Below are 17857 nucleotides of genomic sequence, written 5' to 3'. Positions count from 1 at the left end.
GAAAAATATGGAGATACTCCTTTAGTATAGACGCCTTGTCTACTGCACGTAAGTACTGAAAAAAAGGTAAGTTATTATAGGTAGCGTATCCATTGGAAAACGTTTTCCCATACGCTCTATCTCTCCTTTCATCAATGGGATGGAATCGGCGAGATGGAGTTTGTTGGATTAAACCAGTTCAGCTATTTGCTGCTGCAGGATGAAAACTTCTGGAAGTCCATAGTCAATACGCTGCAGATATGGATATTCTCAACGATCCCGATGTTATTTGGTGCTTTGGTAATGGCTTTTATGCTTCACTCAACCTTAATTAAATCCAGGGATAGCAGTCGGTTATTTGCAGTGTGCTACGTATGGCGATTAACTAGCAACTCGATCTCATTCCTGACAGATGGCAGGGAGGAGGTAGGCACAATCTTGCTAAGTTAAGCTAACCGGCAGTTTTGAGAAACTTTGTCGTCATCAAAAAAATTCAGATTTCCACTTGTGCCTTACGTAACGTAATGATTTATAATGAACGTAGCAGCAGGATGAAACGCGGGCAAACGGCCAAAAAAATCGAATAAAATAAATTCGAAATCGGAGGAGAAACGAACATGAGAAAACTCGTATTGTTCATGCATGTGTCGCTGGACGGGTATGCGTCGGATTCGAACGGAGGACTCGGTTGGATTCCGTACAATGAGGAATTTGAGAAATACGCCGAGGAGATCGTCGCCGAAGTCGGAGTTCCCGTTTACGGACGCACGACGTATCGCATGATGGAGAGCTACTGGCCCACGGTGCTGGACGACCCAAATGCGTCGAGGCATGATATGGAGCATGCCAAATGGCTGCAGGATGTTAAGAAGATCGTCATTTCCGGCACGATGGACAAGGTGGAATGGAACAATACGATGCTGATCAAGGACAATATCGCAGAGGAAATCAAGGTACTCAAGGAGCAGCCCGGCAAAAATCTCGTTATCTTCGGTAGCCCGGGAGCGGCGAAGACGCTGCTTAAGCTCGGCCTGATCGACGAATTTCTGCTTACAATTTGTCCGGTCGTTCTGGGTGGCGGAAAATCGGTATTCGACGGCGACGGCGAGAAAATCAGGCTCAAGCTGCTGTCCAGCCGAACGCTCAAGTCGGGCATTATCGCGGCCCGCTATGAGTTGGAGAAATAGCCGTACAAGGTGTTCCGCTAACGGGTACGAGATAGTACAAAGATCTAGGGAGCAGCTTGTCGCGACGGCAGCTGTTCCCTTTTTCGTTAAAGTAACGGTTAAGTTCGTGTGGTAAAATGAGGGAGTAGCGACTGTTCATACAGCATTAGAAAATCTAAATGAAGAAGGAGTGTAGCAATGACCGTTCGTTTGCTGAAAGGCCTTGAGTTCAAAGAAGCAATGAGTCTGGCTAATTTGATGTTTAAAAGGGAAGGCCGACTGCCGATGGAGGCAGCATTTCCGCACATTTATTCCGATGTGACGAGTCATTCATACGGACTGTTTATTGATGATAGGCTAGTATCGTTTGTCGGCTTCGTTCCGACCATCGTTGCAATAGGAGATGCGCGTCTGAACATATATTCGGTCGGTTCCGTTTGCACGCACCCGGATTACGTTGGGCAAGGCTTCGCCTCCAAAGTTCTGCAAAGTGCCATTTATCATGCCGAGCAAGCAGGCGCCTCGCTTATTCTCGTTTCCGGCAATCGGCAGATATATACTCGCGCCGGCTGCTACCCATTCGGTGTATTCGCTCAGTACAGGATCGACAGTGAATCTGCTGCAGCAATTGCAGTAGAGCGAGGGAACGATACGCGAATTCGTCTGATGAATGAAACGGACTTGTTCGCTGTGCATCGATTATTCGAGGAGCGAGTTGTCCGGTTCGTAAGCAGTGTATGGGATACCGCATTTCTGTCGCTGACCGTGCCAGTTGCCACCGCTCGCGGTTACTCGCATTGTGTATATGTGACTGAGCAACAGGGGAAGGTTGATGCATTCGCGGTTGTTGCGCTCAAAAGTCTGGATACTGAGCACGAGCCGTTCGTCGTCGAGTATGGCGGTTCCCCGGAAGGCTGTGCACAGCTGTTCGCCCATGTGATCGAGGAACACAGTCTTGTCACTTTGAAGGTAGTGTTGCCTGTGCAAATAGAAAGGAAGCTCGGTGCGGGGTTGGAAAGGAGCGGAGCGAAATGGAGTGAGATGGGCAATAGCGGTACCATACGCATTGTCGATGCCAAGCGACTGCTTGAGCAAGCCTCACCTTACTTACGGAGCAAGAGTGAAGCAGATTTCGAAAGCCTCCGCATAAATCGGACTGACGACCATAAACATACAATTGTCACCTTCAAAGAGCGTCGGGTCATGGTAACGGACAGTGAGCTGGTATCGCTTCTATTTGATGAAACACCGAAGCTGCACGATGTCGATCCTGTACTCATTGCTGATTTGAAAAAGCTATTCCCGCTGCCTTTTCCATATACGGGTGGGTTGAATTACATTTAATAGAGTGATAAGATTAACTTGTTACTAACATCGCCATAGCGCTGGCGATGTTTTTTGTGTTATTCAAGATTTTCAACATTCCACAAAAGGTTCCGCACTATGTTGTCCAAGCATTCTGCTAAATCTATGAATATACTATTTCATCCAAAATGAAAGGAGTGATAACTCTCATGTATGACATAACGGTCGATTTAGTCCCGGGTCTGCCGCAGATCCCGTTTCGAAACGGAGTCGGCGCCTACGAGGGTGTGGTCGCGCACGCCACATCCAATTATCAGCCCGTAGGCGCTCCGAACGAGCGAGCTTGGATGGCGCAGAATTATGAAGATGCCTTCGTCCATTTCTTCGTAGACTGGAACATGATCCTACAAACAGCCAGCACGGATTACAAGGCTTACGGGGCTGGTCCCAAAGCGAACCCCCGATTCCTGCACATCGAGCTATGCCAAGTCAGAAATGACGGATCACCAGAAGCGTCCGCCAGATTTACTGAATCATACAATCGCTACGTATGGCTTCTCGCCTATCTACTGTTTAAACGTGAGCTTGGCGTTTCCTCCGCTACCTTATGGTCTCATAAAAGAGTAAGTAATGAATTGGGAGGAACAAATCACGAGGATCCTGACGATTACCTTGCGGAATGGAGCAAAACCTGGGACAACGTAATCAATGATGTGACGTATCTGTACAACGCCTTCACTACGCCGCCGGTTGATATCCGCAAGCTCAAAGCGGATGAGATCAGGAACGAAGTCGAGTACATGTTTACGCTGCTTCCACAAGGTGATGGTGAGAGTGAGTGGGCCCTCAATTATTTTGAGCAAGTGTACGATATTATGCTTGAAAAAAATTTAGTGAGGGAGATTAAACACTGATTTCTTAGCCGCAAGACAATCCCGGCAGGCTGTGGGCTGACGGAATTGTCTTGCAATGGCTAACTTTTTGAACTAGTCAGTGACCGAGAATTTATCTGGATATGTACTAGTCAATGTTCAATATTAAATCATTTTCTTTTACTAAATCTCAATACCCTGAGTTTAGACTGCACAGAGTCCAGTAGCTTGGATGATTTACGGGGAATGGGAATGGTCTCAATTGTGTACATAGAAGAGACAGTATCATACGCCTGATGCGATCTCATGGCCTAGGGTGTGTAGACTGGCTGCGATACAGAACTGAGCAGCGTAATATGTCAGCATGATCAGCGGTCCGGAGTAAGCGACATTGGATACGAACATGTTCCAGGACAAAATCGAGTCCGACGTTAGGAACAGCAGGCTGCCCACGATCGCGAGCGGACGGCCGGTCAAGATCGCCGACCAGACCATCAGAGAGATGACAACGATGTACCCGAGCACCGGGGCAATCAGCCCCTGTTCGCCGTGCTGTACAAGCGATTGCACGAGCTGGCTGCCCATGTAGGAGCCATAGATGACAATCGGGAGCAGCGTTAGGAGTCGTCCTGTTGTGAGTTGCCGCCGGCTCCAGAAGCCGACCGTGTAGAACAGGTGCCCGATCAGGAAAGCGGACAAGCCGATCACGAACCACCTCAACAGCCCGTCGCCAAGCATGCAGAAGAACAGGCCGACGAGCACCATCGTGTGCGTGCGCGTCCGACTGCCGGACGGGATTTGCATGTAGGCGTAAGCTATGATGAGCCACATCGGGAGCAGCTTGAACAGCAGCTTGAGCCACTCGGGATCCGTAGGGATGGCGAAGATGTATAGCAGGCCGAGCAGCGTGATGAGCGCGGGCAATCCGTATCGTTTCATGGCGGCGGCGCCTCCTTTTTCGAATTTGAAGCAAATAAGATGATGCCATAACGCTATTTATTCGACGCGGTCCAACTGGAGCCACCGCCGAGTTATTTCAAAAACATCTTGATCCGCTTCAACCCATTCTTCAAATGCGGATAACGGAACGGAATATCGAGTAGGGTCGTCTGCTTTAGCACGCTCTTCCGGTGGGAGAAGCATTGGAAGCTGCTCTCGCCGTGGTAGGCGCCCATACCGCTGCTGCCTACTCCACCAAACGGCAAATAAGGAGATGTGTAGTGATAGACGGTGTCGTTCACACAACCCCCGCCGAACGATGCGTGCTCCAGCACATGCCGCTGCAACCGCTCCGATTCGGAGAAGAGGTAGAGGGCTAGCGGCTTCGGACGGCTGTTTACGAATTGCAGCACCTGCTCGATGTCCGTGTAAGTCAGTACGGGCAGCAGCGGGCCGAAAATCTCTTCCTGCATTAAGGAATGGCCCATATCGGCATGGACGAGCACCGTAGGCTCCATTCGCAAGCTGTCGCGGTCGCTCTTCCCGCCGAAGACGACTTCTCCACCCGGCATGAGCCGCTGCAACCGGTCAAAATGCTTAGCGCTTATGACCCGTGTATAGGTGTCGTCCGCTAATGGATCGGCCCCGTATAGCAGCGCGGTCGCTTGCATTAGCTCAGTCAGAAACTCCTCTTTCACGTCCTCATGCACGTAGACATAGTCCGGCGCTACGCATGTTTGGCCCGCATTCATGAACTTGCCCCAAGCGATGCGCTTGGCCGCAAGCTTCAGGCGCGCATCCTTGTGCACGATGCAAGGGCTTTTGCCCCCCAGCTCGAGCGTAACCGGCGTCAGGTGCATCGCCGCAGCTTTCATAACGACTTTGCCGACCTCCGTACCGCCGGTGTAGAAGATCTTGTCTACTTTCTCCGCCAACAGCGATTGGCTCGTCTCCACTCCACCCAGCACCACGGTGATGTATTCTTCGAGGAACGTCTCTCCAATCAGCCAGGCGAGCACCTCGGCCGTGTTCGGAGTAAGCTCCGACGGCTTGACGATCGCACAGTTGCCCGCTGCGATGGCGCCGATGAGCGGCAGTACGGCCAGCTGGAAAGGGAAATTCCAGGGGGCGATGATGAGCGCAACCCCATATGGCTCATACAACAGCTTGCCGCTGGAACCGATGTGTGTCATCGGTGTTCTCACCTTGCGGGGTCGCGCCCATTTGGACAAATGCTGGAGCATGAAGCGGATTTCCTTCAGCACGATACCTACTTCGGAGGAGTACGCTTCAAACTCTGATTTATTTAAATCTTGCTTCAACGCCTGGATAATATCGCTCTCGTAGGCGCGGATTGCGTCGGCGAGCCGTTTCAGAGCCTGTTTGCGAAAGGCAAGAGGCAGCGTCTCCCGCGACCGGAAGTAGGTGGTTTGCTTGTGGATTAATGCGGCATGTGTGCTCAAACGTATCGGCTCCTCCTTGTACAGTGCTTCTTCCCCTTATTTTACAACCGGCATGATCATTTTGATAGTTTACATCTAATTAACGTGGGAGTTCATAACTATTACAGTACAGTTCTAAGGCTCCATAATTCAGGGAAATAGCGTTGGCTGACTATACGTTTCAAGTAATCGACACCGGAGGATCCTCCGGTACCACGTTTGAATCCAATAACGCGCTCTACTGTACCCATATGATTGAAACGCCATTGTTGCTGACGACTGTCGATATCGACGAGCTTTTCTGCGAGCTCATATAGATCCCAATATTGCTCAACGTCCCGATACACGATTAGCCAAGCTTCTCTAACGCTGTCGTTTTCCTTATACTCTTGCGACCAGTCGCGTTGCAAATAAGCAGGGTCGATCTTCAGGCCACGCATGGAAAGCGCGTTGATAGCAGCATCGTAGATGCTCGGCTCGTTCAGTGCAACAGTTAATTGTTGATGAAGCTCAGGCTGGTGCGCATAAACGGCAAGAGCACTCGGCTTTTTCAATCCTAGCGTAAATTCGATCAAACGGTTCTGATACGATTGGAAGCCTGAAGAGCTGCCCAGTTTATGGCGAAATTGCATGTACTCCGCAGGAGTTAGCGTGGATAATACGTCCCAAGACTGGATCAACTGCTGTTGAATTCTGGAGACTCGTGCCAGCATTTTGAAGGCCGGCTCCAGATTGTTTTGCTGTATACAGCTCCGCGCGGCACTGAGCTCGTGCAGGATCAACTTCATCCAAAGCTCACTGGCTTGGTGGATAATGATGAATAACATTTCATCGTGGTGGTCAGACAATCTAATCTGGCTGGACAATATTTGATCCAGGTGAAGGTAGTCGCCGTAAGACATTGTTTTGGAAAAATCTGAAACGATCTTTTCATTATTCGGCAAGTCGGCCATAATCTTAGCTCCTTTTCCATGGTGTATATGGTCGAAGTACTGCTCTAACTGGACTACCGTCCGCCTCTGCCAAAGGGAGAGGAAGAGCGATCAGTTCATAATCACCCGGCTGGGCGTGATCTAAGGAGAGCCCTTCCAAGATGTGAATGTCACAAGCATGCAGGCCATGGTGAGCCACAAGCTCCTTACTGTCCAATGGATCAACAGAGGGGACATCCACACCAATCAATCGTATACCCTTTTCCTCTAAAAATGGCGCTAGATCCGCCCTCAAATAAGTAATCTCCGAAGGAAATTCATCGGGTTTGGACCAAGAGCTTGTGCGCAGCAGCAGGCGGGTGACACCCTCTAAATCATACTCCGCTAAATCTTCTGCACCGACACTCGATTTTCCGGATACATCAATCACGCGTGCCGGTCCGATATACAGCTGCAAATCGAGGTCCATCACTTTGCGGCCGTTATTGTCAAAATGAAATGGCGAATCAATATGAGTGCCTGTATGAATGCTCATCGTCAACTTCCCTACGTTTACTGAACCGCTTTGTTCTTTGGACCAGCTGACTTCATACGAGAAAGCCGTGTCGCCGGGCCAAGTCGGAACCCCATTTTCCAAACGGCGGGAAATATCAATCATGGTCAAAAAGCAACTCCTTCCACGAGCTTATGCGACTACATCACGGGCAATTTCGAATGTCTCATATTATGAGTTGTCGAACCTGTATGATCAGTCTTGCACGATGTCATTACTTATCGCTTTCAACCTACCTATACCCAGTATATGAACGATTCCGCGCCGCGAAAATCCGATGACACCGAGGAACTTCCATTTTTTGAAAAAGTTTATTGATCGTGACCCGGGTTGTGCCGAGCGCCGTTTGCTGCCCAGTTAACGCATTCCCGAAATTGAGGGGGATGAGTTAAAGCTATTTAGCACAGTAGTACAAATTGCTTTTGAAATACCGGGTCACAACCTTTTAATTTCATAAATCTTGTACTTTTATTCTTCTTCGTCTAAAGTAGAGTTGATATATGATCTAGAGGTGAAGAGATGGCATACCGGCTATTAAGGTATTTTATTTTTTTTCTTGGTTTAACTTTCTTTGGATTAGGGAATGCGATTGCGGTGAAGGTTCAATCTTTGGGGCTGCATCCATGGGAGGTATTAAACGTTGCCCTGTTCCATCGGTTCGGGTTCACGATTGGGACGTGGAGTGTCATATGCGGCTTAGTGCTTGTGCTGATCGCCTTCGTCGTTGATAGGAAGTATATTAACATTGGTACGTTTTTAAATGCCTTGTCAATCGGCCCGATCATGGATTTCTTTTTGCATCTCAACATTCTTCCCCATGAAACGGTTCATTGGTGGTTGAATCTGCTCATCTTGTTGACGGGTATCATTATAACTGGCATTGGCGGAGGCATCTATGTGGCTGCGGGAATCGGGGCCGGTCCTCGGGATGGTTTCATGCTTTCCATTTCGGAAAAAACCGGGTTATCGGTCAGCCGGGCAAGAATCGTTGTCGAGAGTATCGTCTTGATTATCGGCTTCATCCTTGGCGGTCCGGTGTTTATTATGACGTTAGTATATACGTTTATTCAAAGCCCGATCTTTCAATTTTCAATGAAGATGATGCGTTCCTATATCTCTAGTCTGGATCGGAAGCAAAAGGGGCAGTTTGAGATTACGTTATAATTGGAAGGAGGCTGCCCTTTATGGGTAACCTCCTTTTTCTAATCAGTTATCTCGTTCCCGCAAGAGGCTGCACGAATCGACTGCATTCGACGTGATCCCTATTGTATATTGAATTTACATGCGTCTCTGGGCGATTTGGAATGAGCAGCAATGGGAGGGGTAACGAATGCTGTCCTTTAAGCGGGCATTACGGAGCTTTCAAGTCCGCAGTTTGTTTCTAAAGCTAATCTTCTACGTTATCATACTGCTTATCACGGTTGCCTCGCTCAGCATGCTTTATTTTCAAATTCGGTACAACCGTTCGCAAGCGGAAGCCGAGATTGACCGGACAAGCTATGAGAGTAGTGAGGCCACTCGACTTTTTACCGATGCTTTGCTGCGGAATATCGATACGATGACCGTACGGCTGGCCAACCAGTCTTCTTTCGGCGCCGGACTGGCCGAGAAAAATGCCTCTAAGCTGTATGAAGCAGCGGTTGATTTTGGAAGCAGCCTACAGCAAAGCCAGAGCTTTCCCTCATCCTATGCTTTACGAGGGCTTTTCATATACAGCTTGCAGGGGGGAACGATCCAGGTTCCCCTCGTTCCGTATACCAATAATCCCCTAAACTATAAGTTGGATACCGCCGAATTGCAAACGCTTTTACAGGGTGAAAATAAAGAGGATCATTGGTTCGTAAGGAGACGGGGCGATGGCACCGGGGATGAAGAGATCAGAGCAGGGGGAACACTCTTGGAGCTCGTTCGCCCAATTCCTTTGGTCGGAACCTCCGTTGAAGGAGCCTTAGTCGTTGTCCTTGATCCGGAGGCATTGTTTCAAAGCCCATTCGCTCATCATGAGGAGCAGCTGCTATGGATCCTCCTGCCTGGGGGCCAGTATGCGTATGATTCGCGGTACGGAACACGGATTGCCAAGAAAGATTTGGACCAAGTTCAACGCATGATTCGGAAGGGGACAGCATCGTTTCAGGCAGACCTCGAAGAGTCGCACTTCAGCATTCGAGTCATTGATTCGTCCATGACCGGTTGGAAATACGTCTACGCCTCTCCCGCTGCCCGATCATTAACTTTGGAGCAAACCCTGTTGATACTCATGGTGCTCTTGGCCGCCGCCGGCTCTTCCGTTAAGGTGATGCTAATCTCCAGACAAATTTACAGGTCTTTATCTACACTCCGTGGGATTCTTGCTAAGCGGGACGAGCCGTCGGAGCGGGATGACGAATTCTCCTATTTGATCGGCGAGGTCAACGGATTGCTTCAACGAACGGAGCAGTTGTCAGTCCTGCTGAAGCAAAGCGAATTACAGAAAAAGCAGATCTTTATCCGTGATCTGTTAAGCGAAGCATCCGTTTATACGGAAGAGCGGCTAACTCAGCTTCAGGAATACGGCATTACGATCACCGCCTATGGATATCTCGTCATCGTGTTCAGAATAGACGATTATTTGCAGTTCGTCAGCCAATACAGCAAAGCGGATCAGAAGCTGTTCCGGTATTTTATAGCCAAAATGGCGGAGGAACAATTGTGCAACCACTTCCAGGCCATCCACGCAGATGTCATGGAACGAGAAGTAATCATCATTGCCAATCTTCTCCAAAAGCTGCCTGTCGCTTCTGCCCGCAGTTTGACGCTGCAGGATGTCAACGCCGTTTGCCAGCAAATCCATAACTATTTGCAGCTGACTGTCAGTGTGGGGGTTGGCGACATTCATACGGATATCGGATTAATATCCGAGTCGTACCAGCAGGCATTGCAGGCCCTGGAGTTCCGAATTTATAAAGGCGCCAAAGCCATTATTCCCGTCTGGCATGTGAAGAAAATTCATCATCAAATGCTCATCTTACTGTATAACGAACGAAGAGAGGTCGAGCAAGAGTGGATTACGGCGATTAAGAACAATAACCGTTCCTTGATGACCAACTGTTTAAAAAAATTGGATCAAGCCTTCAAGAGTCTGGACGGCTGCCCGCTTTCCTTGATTCACCATACGTTGTGGGAGCTTATTCTCATCATGCTCTATCACAAGGAAGCCTCGGGGCAAGAGAGACTGCCCCAGCTCGAGCAATATCAGGATGAGCTTCAGCGTTTTGAGACGCTGGAGGAAATGATGTTCTGGATGGAGTCCATTTCTGAAAAATGGATGTCCCGGCGCCAAGGTGACACCGATCCTGCCAGCTGGTCAACCATAGATCATGTCCTTGACTACATTCAGGTTAACCATGATAAGGAGATTTCATTGAACGGAATTGCAGAGCAATTGCGTCTGGATGCCTCTTACTTAAGCCGGTTGTTCAAGCAAGCGGTTGGTATGAACTTTATTGATTACCTCGTTTCGATGCGGATCAAAAGAGCCAAGATGCTGCTGCTCACCACCGAACACAGCATCCAGACGATCGGAACGATGGTCGGCTATTATAATGTGGCCAGTTTCAGCCGCGCATTCAAGAAGGAAGAAAATTTGTCTCCAGGCCAATTCAGAGCGCTTCATCAGCCGAAACAGCTCGACGTCAATGAAATTTATTGAAGCTTGGAGGCTTCGTACACTCAAGCAAAAGATGCACAACATGTCAAAACAGGATAAAGCTCGGATTTTTGGCAGCCCTTGTGCCTGATTAATCGTAAATGGCATCAGAAACGGTTAATAAAGTCAATAATGGGCTGTTTCTTTTGGTGTATGTTGTTAATACACTTACGGTGTAGTCAAAACCGAGAAGGAGGAGAATACATTTGAAAGCGTTTAAATGGTCAAGTACGTTTACTTTTGCGCTTAGTATGATTGTTTTTCTAACAACCGTTCTGATCGGATGCTCTTCAGGCAGTACGCCTAGCTCAAGCAGTCCGTCCAGCTCTGCCCCGGCGGCCAAGTCGGACAGCGGTAAGCAGACCACGCTTAAATTCTGGTATCCGGCAAGCGACGAGCTCGTCATCACCCAAGTGAAAAACGTGGTTGCCAAATTTGAACAAGAGAATCCGAATATCAAGGTCGAGCTAACGACCATTCCGTTTAAAGATTATTTTCAAAAGCTCTCCGTTGCTTATTCCGGCGGCATTGCTCCTGATATTCACGGTCTAGGATTCGGCCAGCTGATCTCTACAGTAGATCAAAACAAGTACATGGACCTGAATAAATTTATTCAAGCTGATAAATGGCAAGGCAAGGACGACATGTTCCCCAGCATTTTAAAAGCAGGTCAATGGAACGGCGGACAGTATGGACTCCTCATGCCTGAAATCAGGCCTATGGAATGGCGCAAGGATTTCTTTAAGGAAGCGGGACTTGACCCGGAGAAGCCACCGACTACTTTGGACGAAATTTTCGACTATGCTGAGAAATTGAAGGTGGTCAAAGACGGAAAAACGGTGAGAGCCGGTATCGATCTGCAGACCGGCAACGGGGAGCAATCGTATCTCTCTTTGCTGCTCCTACTTGGCAAAGACATATATGATGACAAGGGCAACCCGACGTTCGACTCATCAGAATCGATTCAACTGGTGGAGAAAATGGTGAAGCTGTTCAAGAACGGCGCTATTATCGCCGCCAATCAGCAGGACCCGAACGGCACTCCGTTCCAAAATAGCTTGGCGGCACTTAGCTTCAGCAGCTCTCCTTCGCTCGCGGTGCTGCAGAAGGCTGTCGGTGCGGAGAAGGTAGGGTGGGCGCTGCCTCCGAAAGGGCCGACGGGCAAGCAAACGGCGCTGATGCTGGGAACCTTTTTGACCATGGCAAAAACGACAAAAAGCCCGGATGAGGCTTGGAAATTTATTAAATTCTGGTTCGACAAGAACAACCTGTACGATTTCACTTTAAAAACAGGCTTTGTGCCGCCGCTCAAATCGGTTAAGGATCAGTATGTTAAGGCGGCGCCGGAGAATGCGGTTATATTTCAGGCGATGGATGATGCACGCGGATACGGACCATCCCAGTATTGGGACGTCAACGTCAAGTACCTGCGCCTTGCTTTGGAGCAAGCCTACAATGGATTAAAGCCGGTGGATCAAGCGTTGAAGGAAAATGCCCAGAAAGCGAGAGAAGAGCTGAAAACCAAGTAATGTGATATTGGATTACAGATGGCCAAGCTCTTTCCGAGAGCGCATCGCTTTCGGGAAGAGCTTCTACAAGAAGGGCAGGAGGAAATCATGCAAATACGATTCCGCTGGAACCGGTTATTGCCTTATGCGCTTATATTTCCAAATGTATTTATTTATACCTTGTTTATTTTGGTGCCTGTGATCTGGGTATTTTATCTGAGCTTCACAAATTTCACCATTTTGAATCCAGGGCGCTGGATCGGACTTAGCAACTACAAGGTGCTGCTGGGTGACGATACGTTTCACATGGCACTTAAAAACACTCTGCTTTACTGGCTGTTTACCGTCATTCCTACGATGGCGATCGGGCTTGTATTGGCCTCCTTTTTGAACACGAAAATTAGCGGGCTCGCCGCATATCGGTCGTTTATATATTTGCCGGGAGTCATTTCCTCTGTGGCGGTATGCATGACCTGGCTCTGGCTGTTGGATCCGCGCCGTGGACCGATCAATATGCTGCTGGAATCCCTTAAGCTTCATGGGCGTGATTGGCTGCATGAGCCTCAGACGGCGCTGTACTCGGTTATGATCATCGGGATCTGGACAGGAGTCGGCTATGCCATGATTATTTTTCTTGCCGGGCTGCAGGGGATTCCAGAGCATCTGTACGAGGCGGCGATGATCGATGGAGCTTCGACCTTAAGGCAGTTTGTGCACATCACGATCCCGCTCTTGCGTCCGATTACGTTTTTCCTGTTTATCACCATGACGATCCGTTCCTTCCAGGTCTTCGATTTTGTCTTCATCCTGACCAATGGCGGACCTGCCAACACCAGTACAACGATTGTAAACGAAATTGTTAAATCGAGCTTTCAGGATTATCGCATGGGCTATGCTTCAGCGATTGCCATTATTTTGCTGCTTATTACGCTCATCGTGACCGTAGTCAATTATACGGTAGGCTCCAAAGCGAGCGATATCGACTGAAAGGAGGGGCGACATGAAAGTGAATTTGATTAACCGGCATATCCCGGTTCATTTGATTCTGGCCATAACGTCCGTCATCATGCTGTTACCGTTTGTTGTCATGCTTCTAACTTCGTTCAAGGGCGACGAGGAATTCAACTTAGGCACCAATGCATTGCTGCCGCTGGTGTGGCATCCGGAAAATTATGTTCGTGCTCTGCAGGTCACCGAATGGGGCATCTATTTCAAAAATTCGATCATTGTCACCGTCGTTACCGTTGCGGGAAGCTTATTTTTTAATATGATGGCGGGGTACACCTTTGCCCGGATGACGTTCCGCGGAAGGGATATCATTTTTATTCTGTTGCTGGTAGGACTCATGGTACCGTCGCAAGTGACGATCATTCCACAATTTCTCATTTTAAAATCCATCCCGCTGTTCGGCGGCAACGATCTGTTTGGCAATGGCGGTAATGGCTGGCTGGACTCGTATTACGCACTGATCATTCCGGAGCTGTCCGGGTCCTTCGGGATCTTTCTTGCCAGGCAATTTTATCTACAGTTTCCCAAAGCGCTGGATGACGCGGCATCCATTGACGGTGCTGGTGCATTTCGCAGTTTTCTGCGGATTTATTTGCCTCAGAGCGGTCCCTTGCTCGCAACGCTGGGCATTTTCAAGACCGTCTATATATGGAATGATTTCTTTCACCCGCTCATCTATACCAATAGCGAATCGATGCGTACCATACAGCTTGGCCTGCAGGTCTTTAACGGGCAATACCACATTCAGTACAACCTGCTGATGGCAGCGACGGTAGTCGTCTCCCTGCCACTGGCGATCATGTTCTTTGTTTTTCAGAAGCAATTTATTAAAAGCCTGATTTCCAGCAGCGTGAAAGGGTAAACAGGGTAATCGAAGGGAGAAAATGAGATGAAGGCGATTATGGTCATGTTTGATACTTTAAACCGGCACATGCTGCCGCCTTACGGCTGTGATTGGACCCATGCTCCGAATTTTGCGCGGCTCGCCGAAAAGACCGTTGTTTTTGATAACAGCTATGTGGGAAGCATGCCGTGTATGCCAGCTCGAAGAGAGCTGATGACCGGACGCTACAATTTTCTGCATCGCAGCTGGGGGCCCCTAGAGCCATTCGATGACGCGATGCCGGAGCTGCTGAAAGAGCATGAGGTCTATACCCATTTGGTCACCGATCATCAGCATTATTGGGAAGACGGAGGGGCGACCTATCATACGCGATTCAACACGTTTGAGCTGATTCGCGGTCAGGAAGGAGACCCTTGGATCGGCCAAGTGAGAGAGCCGAGCGCTCCCCCGTCTGTAGGTGGTCACAGCCGCGGGAGGCTTGTCCGCCAAGATTGGATCAACCGGAGCGTGCTGAAATCGGAGGAAGATTTTCCGCAAGCGCAGACCTTTTCACGAGGCATTGAATTTATAAAAAGGAACTATTCGGAGGACCATTGGTTTCTACAGATAGAGACGTTTGATCCGCACGAGCCTTTCCATACGCCGCAGAAATATAAAGATTTGTATCCGCATAGCTACGAGGGCAAGCATTTTGACTGGCCTCCTTATACGAAGGTGGAGCAGACGCCGGAAGAGGTAAAACATCTCCGCCTGGAATACGCTGCCTTACTGAGCATGTGCGATGAATATTTGGGTCAAGTGCTTGATCTTATGGACGAGCTCGATTTATGGAAGGATACGATGCTGATCGTCAATACGGACCATGGCTTCCTGCTCGGGGAGCATGATTGGTGGGCCAAATGCGTACAGCCTTTTTATAACGAGGTTGCTCACACCCCTCTATTTATCTGGGACCCAAGAAGCGGGAAAAAAGGTGAGCGTCGGGCTAGCCTCGTTCAGACCATCGATATAGCTCCCACCCTGCTGGAGTTTTTCGGGGTGCCGGTTCCCAAGGATATGAAGGGAAGTCCTCTTAAGGAAACGATCGCCTCGGATCATCCGGTGCGGGAAGCGGCGATCTTCGGCATCCATGGGGGGCATATCAATTGCACGGATGGACGATACGTTTATATGAGAGGGCCGGCAAGCAAGGAGAACCGACCGCTTTACAATTACACCTTGATGCCGACCCATATGCGGAGCAGATTCAGCCCAAGTGAACTGCTGCAGGTGGAGCTTGCTGAGCCTTTTGACTTTACCAAAGGGTTAAAAACGTTGAAGGTTGAAGGTACAGGGGCGCATGGCACCCGTCTGCTGGATACGATGTTATTTGACCTGCAGCAGGACCCGCAACAGACGAATCCCATTCAAGACGCGGTCGTGGAGGAACGGATGCTGAAGCATATCGCGCGCTTGATGAGAGAGAATGACGCACCGGAAGAGCAGTATGTACGATTGGGAATTGAGAAAGTAAGGCCATAAAACTAAAAAAGAGCAGGGGATCAACCCACAGCCTACTGACCCCATATCAAAATCAAAGTAACCTCCTCAAAATCCTGCGAGAAGTAGGATTTTTTTGTTGGCTATGATAGATACCCCATTTTCGACTAGGGTATCAAAAAACTAAATTGGAAGGTTACTGATCAACGCTTCCCAATGCCACGTAACAGAGATATAGCGTAGGATAATTACGGGAGTTCGAACCATAATATAACTAGGGTTTGAATTCTATGAGTTAACGGAGGTTTTCCGTGAAACGTATTTTGTTTGCAGTTTTTTTCTTAATTTGGCTTATCTTCGGAGGCTCGGTTCATGCGGAGCTACTTCCATTAGATTCCCCAACTCCGGAAATTCAGCAGCAAAGCGACGATGCCACCCTTCGTGAGTCGGCCTATCGCTCCGGTCGCGGCTCTTACACTGGTGGACGGGCTGGTTATTCACCAGGAACACGTACGGGTGGCACCTACAATACTGTTCCCAAAACCCCAGTGACGACACAGCCCGGCTACAGAACGGGATACCCTACTCGAAACGGTTTCGGCAGCTTCCTCGGCGGCTTGGCGGCTGGAAGTTTGTTGGGTAGCTTGTTTAATCCATATGGCTGGTTTGGCGGGGGAGGATATTACACTGCACCAGGCATAGGCATGTCGTTCTTTGGATTGCTTTTTTGGGGAATCATTCTGTATTTCGTCATACGATGGTTTGTCAGGTGGCGAAATAGGACCAGTAGATAAGAAGAAGATAAGAAAGCTTTCACCAATTGAGTAATGGCATACACTGAAATCGAATATGGAGAAATGTCTATCTAAAACAACAACAGCCAACGTCGGGTCAGACAATTCGCGTAAACGGTGGATATTATTTGAATGGTTAGGAGAACTCCAACATGAATCCAATTCCCAAAATGTTGATTGGACTCGGTGTTATCTTAATTGGTATTGGGTTGATCTGGGCTGTCCTTGGCCGGTTTATCAATCTTGGGCGGCTACCAGGCGATATTGCTGTTACGAAAGGAAACTTTAAATTTTACTTTCCGATTGTGACATGCATTGTGATTAGCGTCGTTCTGTCTCTTGTTTCGTATCTTATTCGCTGGTTCTTAAAGTAGAATGGAGGGGCTGACGAGATACCCTTGTTTATGTATAAACTGGTTAAGTAAAAACGAATGGAAGTGACAAACTATAATGGTTGCAAAAAGTGACCATTAATCGCGAAGGGGTGAATGGAATGAAGGAGCAACACGTACAAGCGCATAGCACTAAAACTAATCAGGGACAGGCTAACAAACAAAATGTAAGAGGTAAGAATAACAACCGGTCGCAATCTCAAGGTGGTGGTTGTGATACTCAGGACAATGATGGTTCCTGCTAGCTAAAAACATGAAGAACATAAGAAGTTGAAAATATTGTTTGCCGCGTAAATATCGCGGCTTTTTTATTGGCGCGCTAAAAGTTTGCATTTAACAAAAGTTATAAAGACACACTTAAACGGCTTCTTCTTATTGATGAAGACAGAAGTGCGACGAATTTTATGATTCAAGATGTCAAAATGCATTCATTAATCAAGCGTGAACCCATTACACCTTTTACGGAACGTGTCAGGGAGCTTCATGAGGCTGTTGGCGTATCTTCCGTTCTTGTTATTGGAGGTAGCGGCCGTGAACATATCCCCCTTACAAAATGGGAAATAGAAAGAAAAATAAGCACCGAACACTTTTCGAGCTATCCACAGGGCAGTGGTACAGAAAAGCTGACGGTTTCAACCATGGGATACATGATGATAGGTGATGAACAAATTGATATCAGAGGGCTTTACAATATCACATCCCACGCCCAGCTTGCAGCTATGGTTGAAGTGGAAGATGGCTGTAAAATAGACTCTGCGCTAACCTATACACAGCCCTGCTCTTTATTGAGTAGGGCTGTGTCCGTGATGTCCCCGCAATTGCCACCATTTATTAAGCTGATATGAACGAGGCGGTCAATACCCCTTCAATAATTCCGTAATTTTCTTAATTTAGGAATGGAAATACTCTTGTTCCAAACCAGGGATACTTTAAAAATCTTGGCACGAAGGCAAAAGCGT

Annotated in this window: 16 protein-coding genes; 12 read left to right on the top strand and 4 right to left on the bottom strand. The window is 48.4% G+C overall.

The window, feature by feature from the left end; translation table 11 throughout:
• Positions 1-596 precede the first annotated feature (596 nt).
• The 3 genes from FPZ49_RS30360 (at position 597) to FPZ49_RS30350 (ending at position 3364) form a co-directional block, all read left to right on the top strand.
• A complete protein-coding gene (locus tag FPZ49_RS30360; protein WP_144854116.1) occupies positions 597-1166 on the top strand; it encodes a dihydrofolate reductase family protein in 570 nt (189 codons plus the stop codon).
• Positions 1167-1343: 177 nt separating this feature from the next.
• Positions 1344-2489 carry a GNAT family N-acetyltransferase gene (locus FPZ49_RS30355; RefSeq protein ID WP_144854115.1) on the top strand — a complete coding sequence of 382 codons (1146 nt, stop codon included), beginning with the start codon at positions 1344-1346 and terminating at the stop codon, positions 2487-2489.
• 170 nt (positions 2490-2659) lie between these two features.
• On the top strand, positions 2660-3364 hold the full coding sequence (locus FPZ49_RS30350) for a peptidoglycan recognition protein family protein (RefSeq protein WP_144854114.1): 705 nt from the start codon (positions 2660-2662) through the stop codon (positions 3362-3364).
• A 243-nt stretch (positions 3365-3607) separates the two neighbouring features.
• On the opposite strand, the gene FPZ49_RS30345 is transcribed toward FPZ49_RS30350, so the two are convergent.
• From FPZ49_RS30345 to kynB, 4 genes are all read right to left on the bottom strand, one after another.
• Complete coding sequence (locus FPZ49_RS30345) at positions 3608-4261, bottom strand: lysoplasmalogenase (protein ID WP_144854113.1); 654 nt, start codon at positions 4259-4261, stop codon at positions 3608-3610.
• Between the two features lie 92 nt (positions 4262-4353).
• Entirely contained in the window at positions 4354-5724 is a 1371-nt protein-coding gene (locus tag FPZ49_RS30340; RefSeq protein WP_144854112.1) for an aldehyde dehydrogenase, read from the bottom strand.
• 101 nt (positions 5725-5825) lie between these two features.
• Positions 5826-6656, bottom strand: coding sequence for a tryptophan 2,3-dioxygenase (gene kynA, locus FPZ49_RS30335; protein WP_144854111.1), 831 nt, complete (start codon positions 6654-6656; stop codon positions 5826-5828).
• Positions 6657-6660: 4 nt separating this feature from the next.
• Positions 6661-7293, bottom strand: a complete 633-nt coding sequence (gene kynB, locus FPZ49_RS30330) for an arylformamidase (RefSeq protein WP_144854140.1) — start codon at positions 7291-7293, stop codon at positions 6661-6663.
• A gap of 414 nt (positions 7294-7707) precedes the next feature.
• On the opposite strand from kynB, the gene FPZ49_RS30325 reads away from it, so the two are divergent.
• The 9 genes from FPZ49_RS30325 to FPZ49_RS37340 all read left to right on the top strand — a co-directional run bounded on the left by FPZ49_RS30325 (position 7708) and on the right by FPZ49_RS37340 (position 17743).
• On the top strand, positions 7708-8352 hold the full coding sequence (locus tag FPZ49_RS30325; RefSeq protein WP_144854110.1) for a YczE/YyaS/YitT family protein: 645 nt from the start codon (positions 7708-7710) through the stop codon (positions 8350-8352).
• A 166-nt stretch (positions 8353-8518) separates the two neighbouring features.
• Positions 8519-10876, top strand: coding sequence for a helix-turn-helix domain-containing protein (locus tag FPZ49_RS30320; RefSeq protein WP_144854109.1), 2358 nt, complete (start codon positions 8519-8521; stop codon positions 10874-10876).
• Between the two features lie 203 nt (positions 10877-11079).
• Positions 11080-12402 carry an extracellular solute-binding protein gene (locus FPZ49_RS30315; RefSeq protein ID WP_144854108.1) on the top strand — a complete coding sequence of 441 codons (1323 nt, stop codon included), beginning with the start codon at positions 11080-11082 and terminating at the stop codon, positions 12400-12402.
• Positions 12403-12489: 87 nt separating this feature from the next.
• Entirely contained in the window at positions 12490-13368 is an 879-nt protein-coding gene (locus tag FPZ49_RS30310; protein WP_186446191.1) for a carbohydrate ABC transporter permease, read from the top strand.
• 13 nt (positions 13369-13381) lie between these two features.
• The gene (locus FPZ49_RS30305; protein ID WP_144854106.1) at positions 13382-14251 is read left to right on the top strand and encodes a carbohydrate ABC transporter permease; all 870 of its coding nucleotides are present in this window, start codon (positions 13382-13384) and stop codon (positions 14249-14251) included.
• Between the two features lie 27 nt (positions 14252-14278).
• Positions 14279-15754 (top strand): sulfatase, encoded by a 1476-nt coding sequence (locus FPZ49_RS30300; RefSeq protein WP_144854105.1) that lies wholly within the window; start codon positions 14279-14281, stop codon positions 15752-15754.
• Positions 15755-16023: 269 nt separating this feature from the next.
• Positions 16024-16506, top strand: coding sequence for a hypothetical protein (locus FPZ49_RS30295; protein ID WP_144854104.1), 483 nt, complete (start codon positions 16024-16026; stop codon positions 16504-16506).
• A gap of 152 nt (positions 16507-16658) precedes the next feature.
• A complete protein-coding gene (locus tag FPZ49_RS30290) occupies positions 16659-16880 on the top strand; it encodes a DUF2905 domain-containing protein (protein ID WP_144854103.1) in 222 nt (73 codons plus the stop codon).
• Positions 16881-17272: 392 nt separating this feature from the next.
• Entirely contained in the window at positions 17273-17743 is a 471-nt protein-coding gene (locus tag FPZ49_RS37340; protein WP_315899215.1) for a P-loop domain-containing protein, read from the top strand.
• Positions 17744-17857 lie beyond the last annotated feature (114 nt).

The organism is Paenibacillus cremeus, assembly GCF_007786445.1.
GTDB lineage: Bacteria > Bacillota > Bacilli > Paenibacillales > NBRC-103111 > Paenibacillus_G > Paenibacillus_G cremeus.
The sequence above is the reverse complement of the archived record's forward strand: the minus strand, read 5'-3'. Positions and strand labels throughout refer to the sequence as shown.

What these genes read in the sequence shown, in the direction of transcription:
- FPZ49_RS30290 (WP_144854103.1), top strand. Translation starts at nt 16,659, where the DNA reads ATGAATCCAATTCCCAAAATGTTGATTGGACTCGGTGTTATCTTAATT.
- kynA (WP_144854111.1), bottom strand. Translation starts at nt 6,656, where the DNA reads ATGGCCGACTTGCCGAATAATGAAAAGATCGTTTCAGATTTTTCCAAA.
- FPZ49_RS30350 (WP_144854114.1), top strand. Translation starts at nt 2,660, where the DNA reads ATGTATGACATAACGGTCGATTTAGTCCCGGGTCTGCCGCAGATCCCG.
- FPZ49_RS30355 (WP_144854115.1), top strand. Translation starts at nt 1,344, where the DNA reads ATGACCGTTCGTTTGCTGAAAGGCCTTGAGTTCAAAGAAGCAATGAGT.
- FPZ49_RS30300 (WP_144854105.1), top strand. Translation starts at nt 14,279, where the DNA reads ATGAAGGCGATTATGGTCATGTTTGATACTTTAAACCGGCACATGCTG.
- FPZ49_RS30320 (WP_144854109.1), top strand. Translation starts at nt 8,519, where the DNA reads ATGCTGTCCTTTAAGCGGGCATTACGGAGCTTTCAAGTCCGCAGTTTG.
- FPZ49_RS30325 (WP_144854110.1), top strand. Translation starts at nt 7,708, where the DNA reads ATGGCATACCGGCTATTAAGGTATTTTATTTTTTTTCTTGGTTTAACT.
- FPZ49_RS30305 (WP_144854106.1), top strand. Translation starts at nt 13,382, where the DNA reads ATGAAAGTGAATTTGATTAACCGGCATATCCCGGTTCATTTGATTCTG.
- kynB (WP_144854140.1), bottom strand. Translation starts at nt 7,293, where the DNA reads ATGATTGATATTTCCCGCCGTTTGGAAAATGGGGTTCCGACTTGGCCC.
- FPZ49_RS30310 (WP_186446191.1), top strand. Translation starts at nt 12,490, where the DNA reads ATGCAAATACGATTCCGCTGGAACCGGTTATTGCCTTATGCGCTTATA.
- FPZ49_RS30345 (WP_144854113.1), bottom strand. Translation starts at nt 4,261, where the DNA reads ATGAAACGATACGGATTGCCCGCGCTCATCACGCTGCTCGGCCTGCTA.
- FPZ49_RS30360 (WP_144854116.1), top strand. Translation starts at nt 597, where the DNA reads ATGAGAAAACTCGTATTGTTCATGCATGTGTCGCTGGACGGGTATGCG.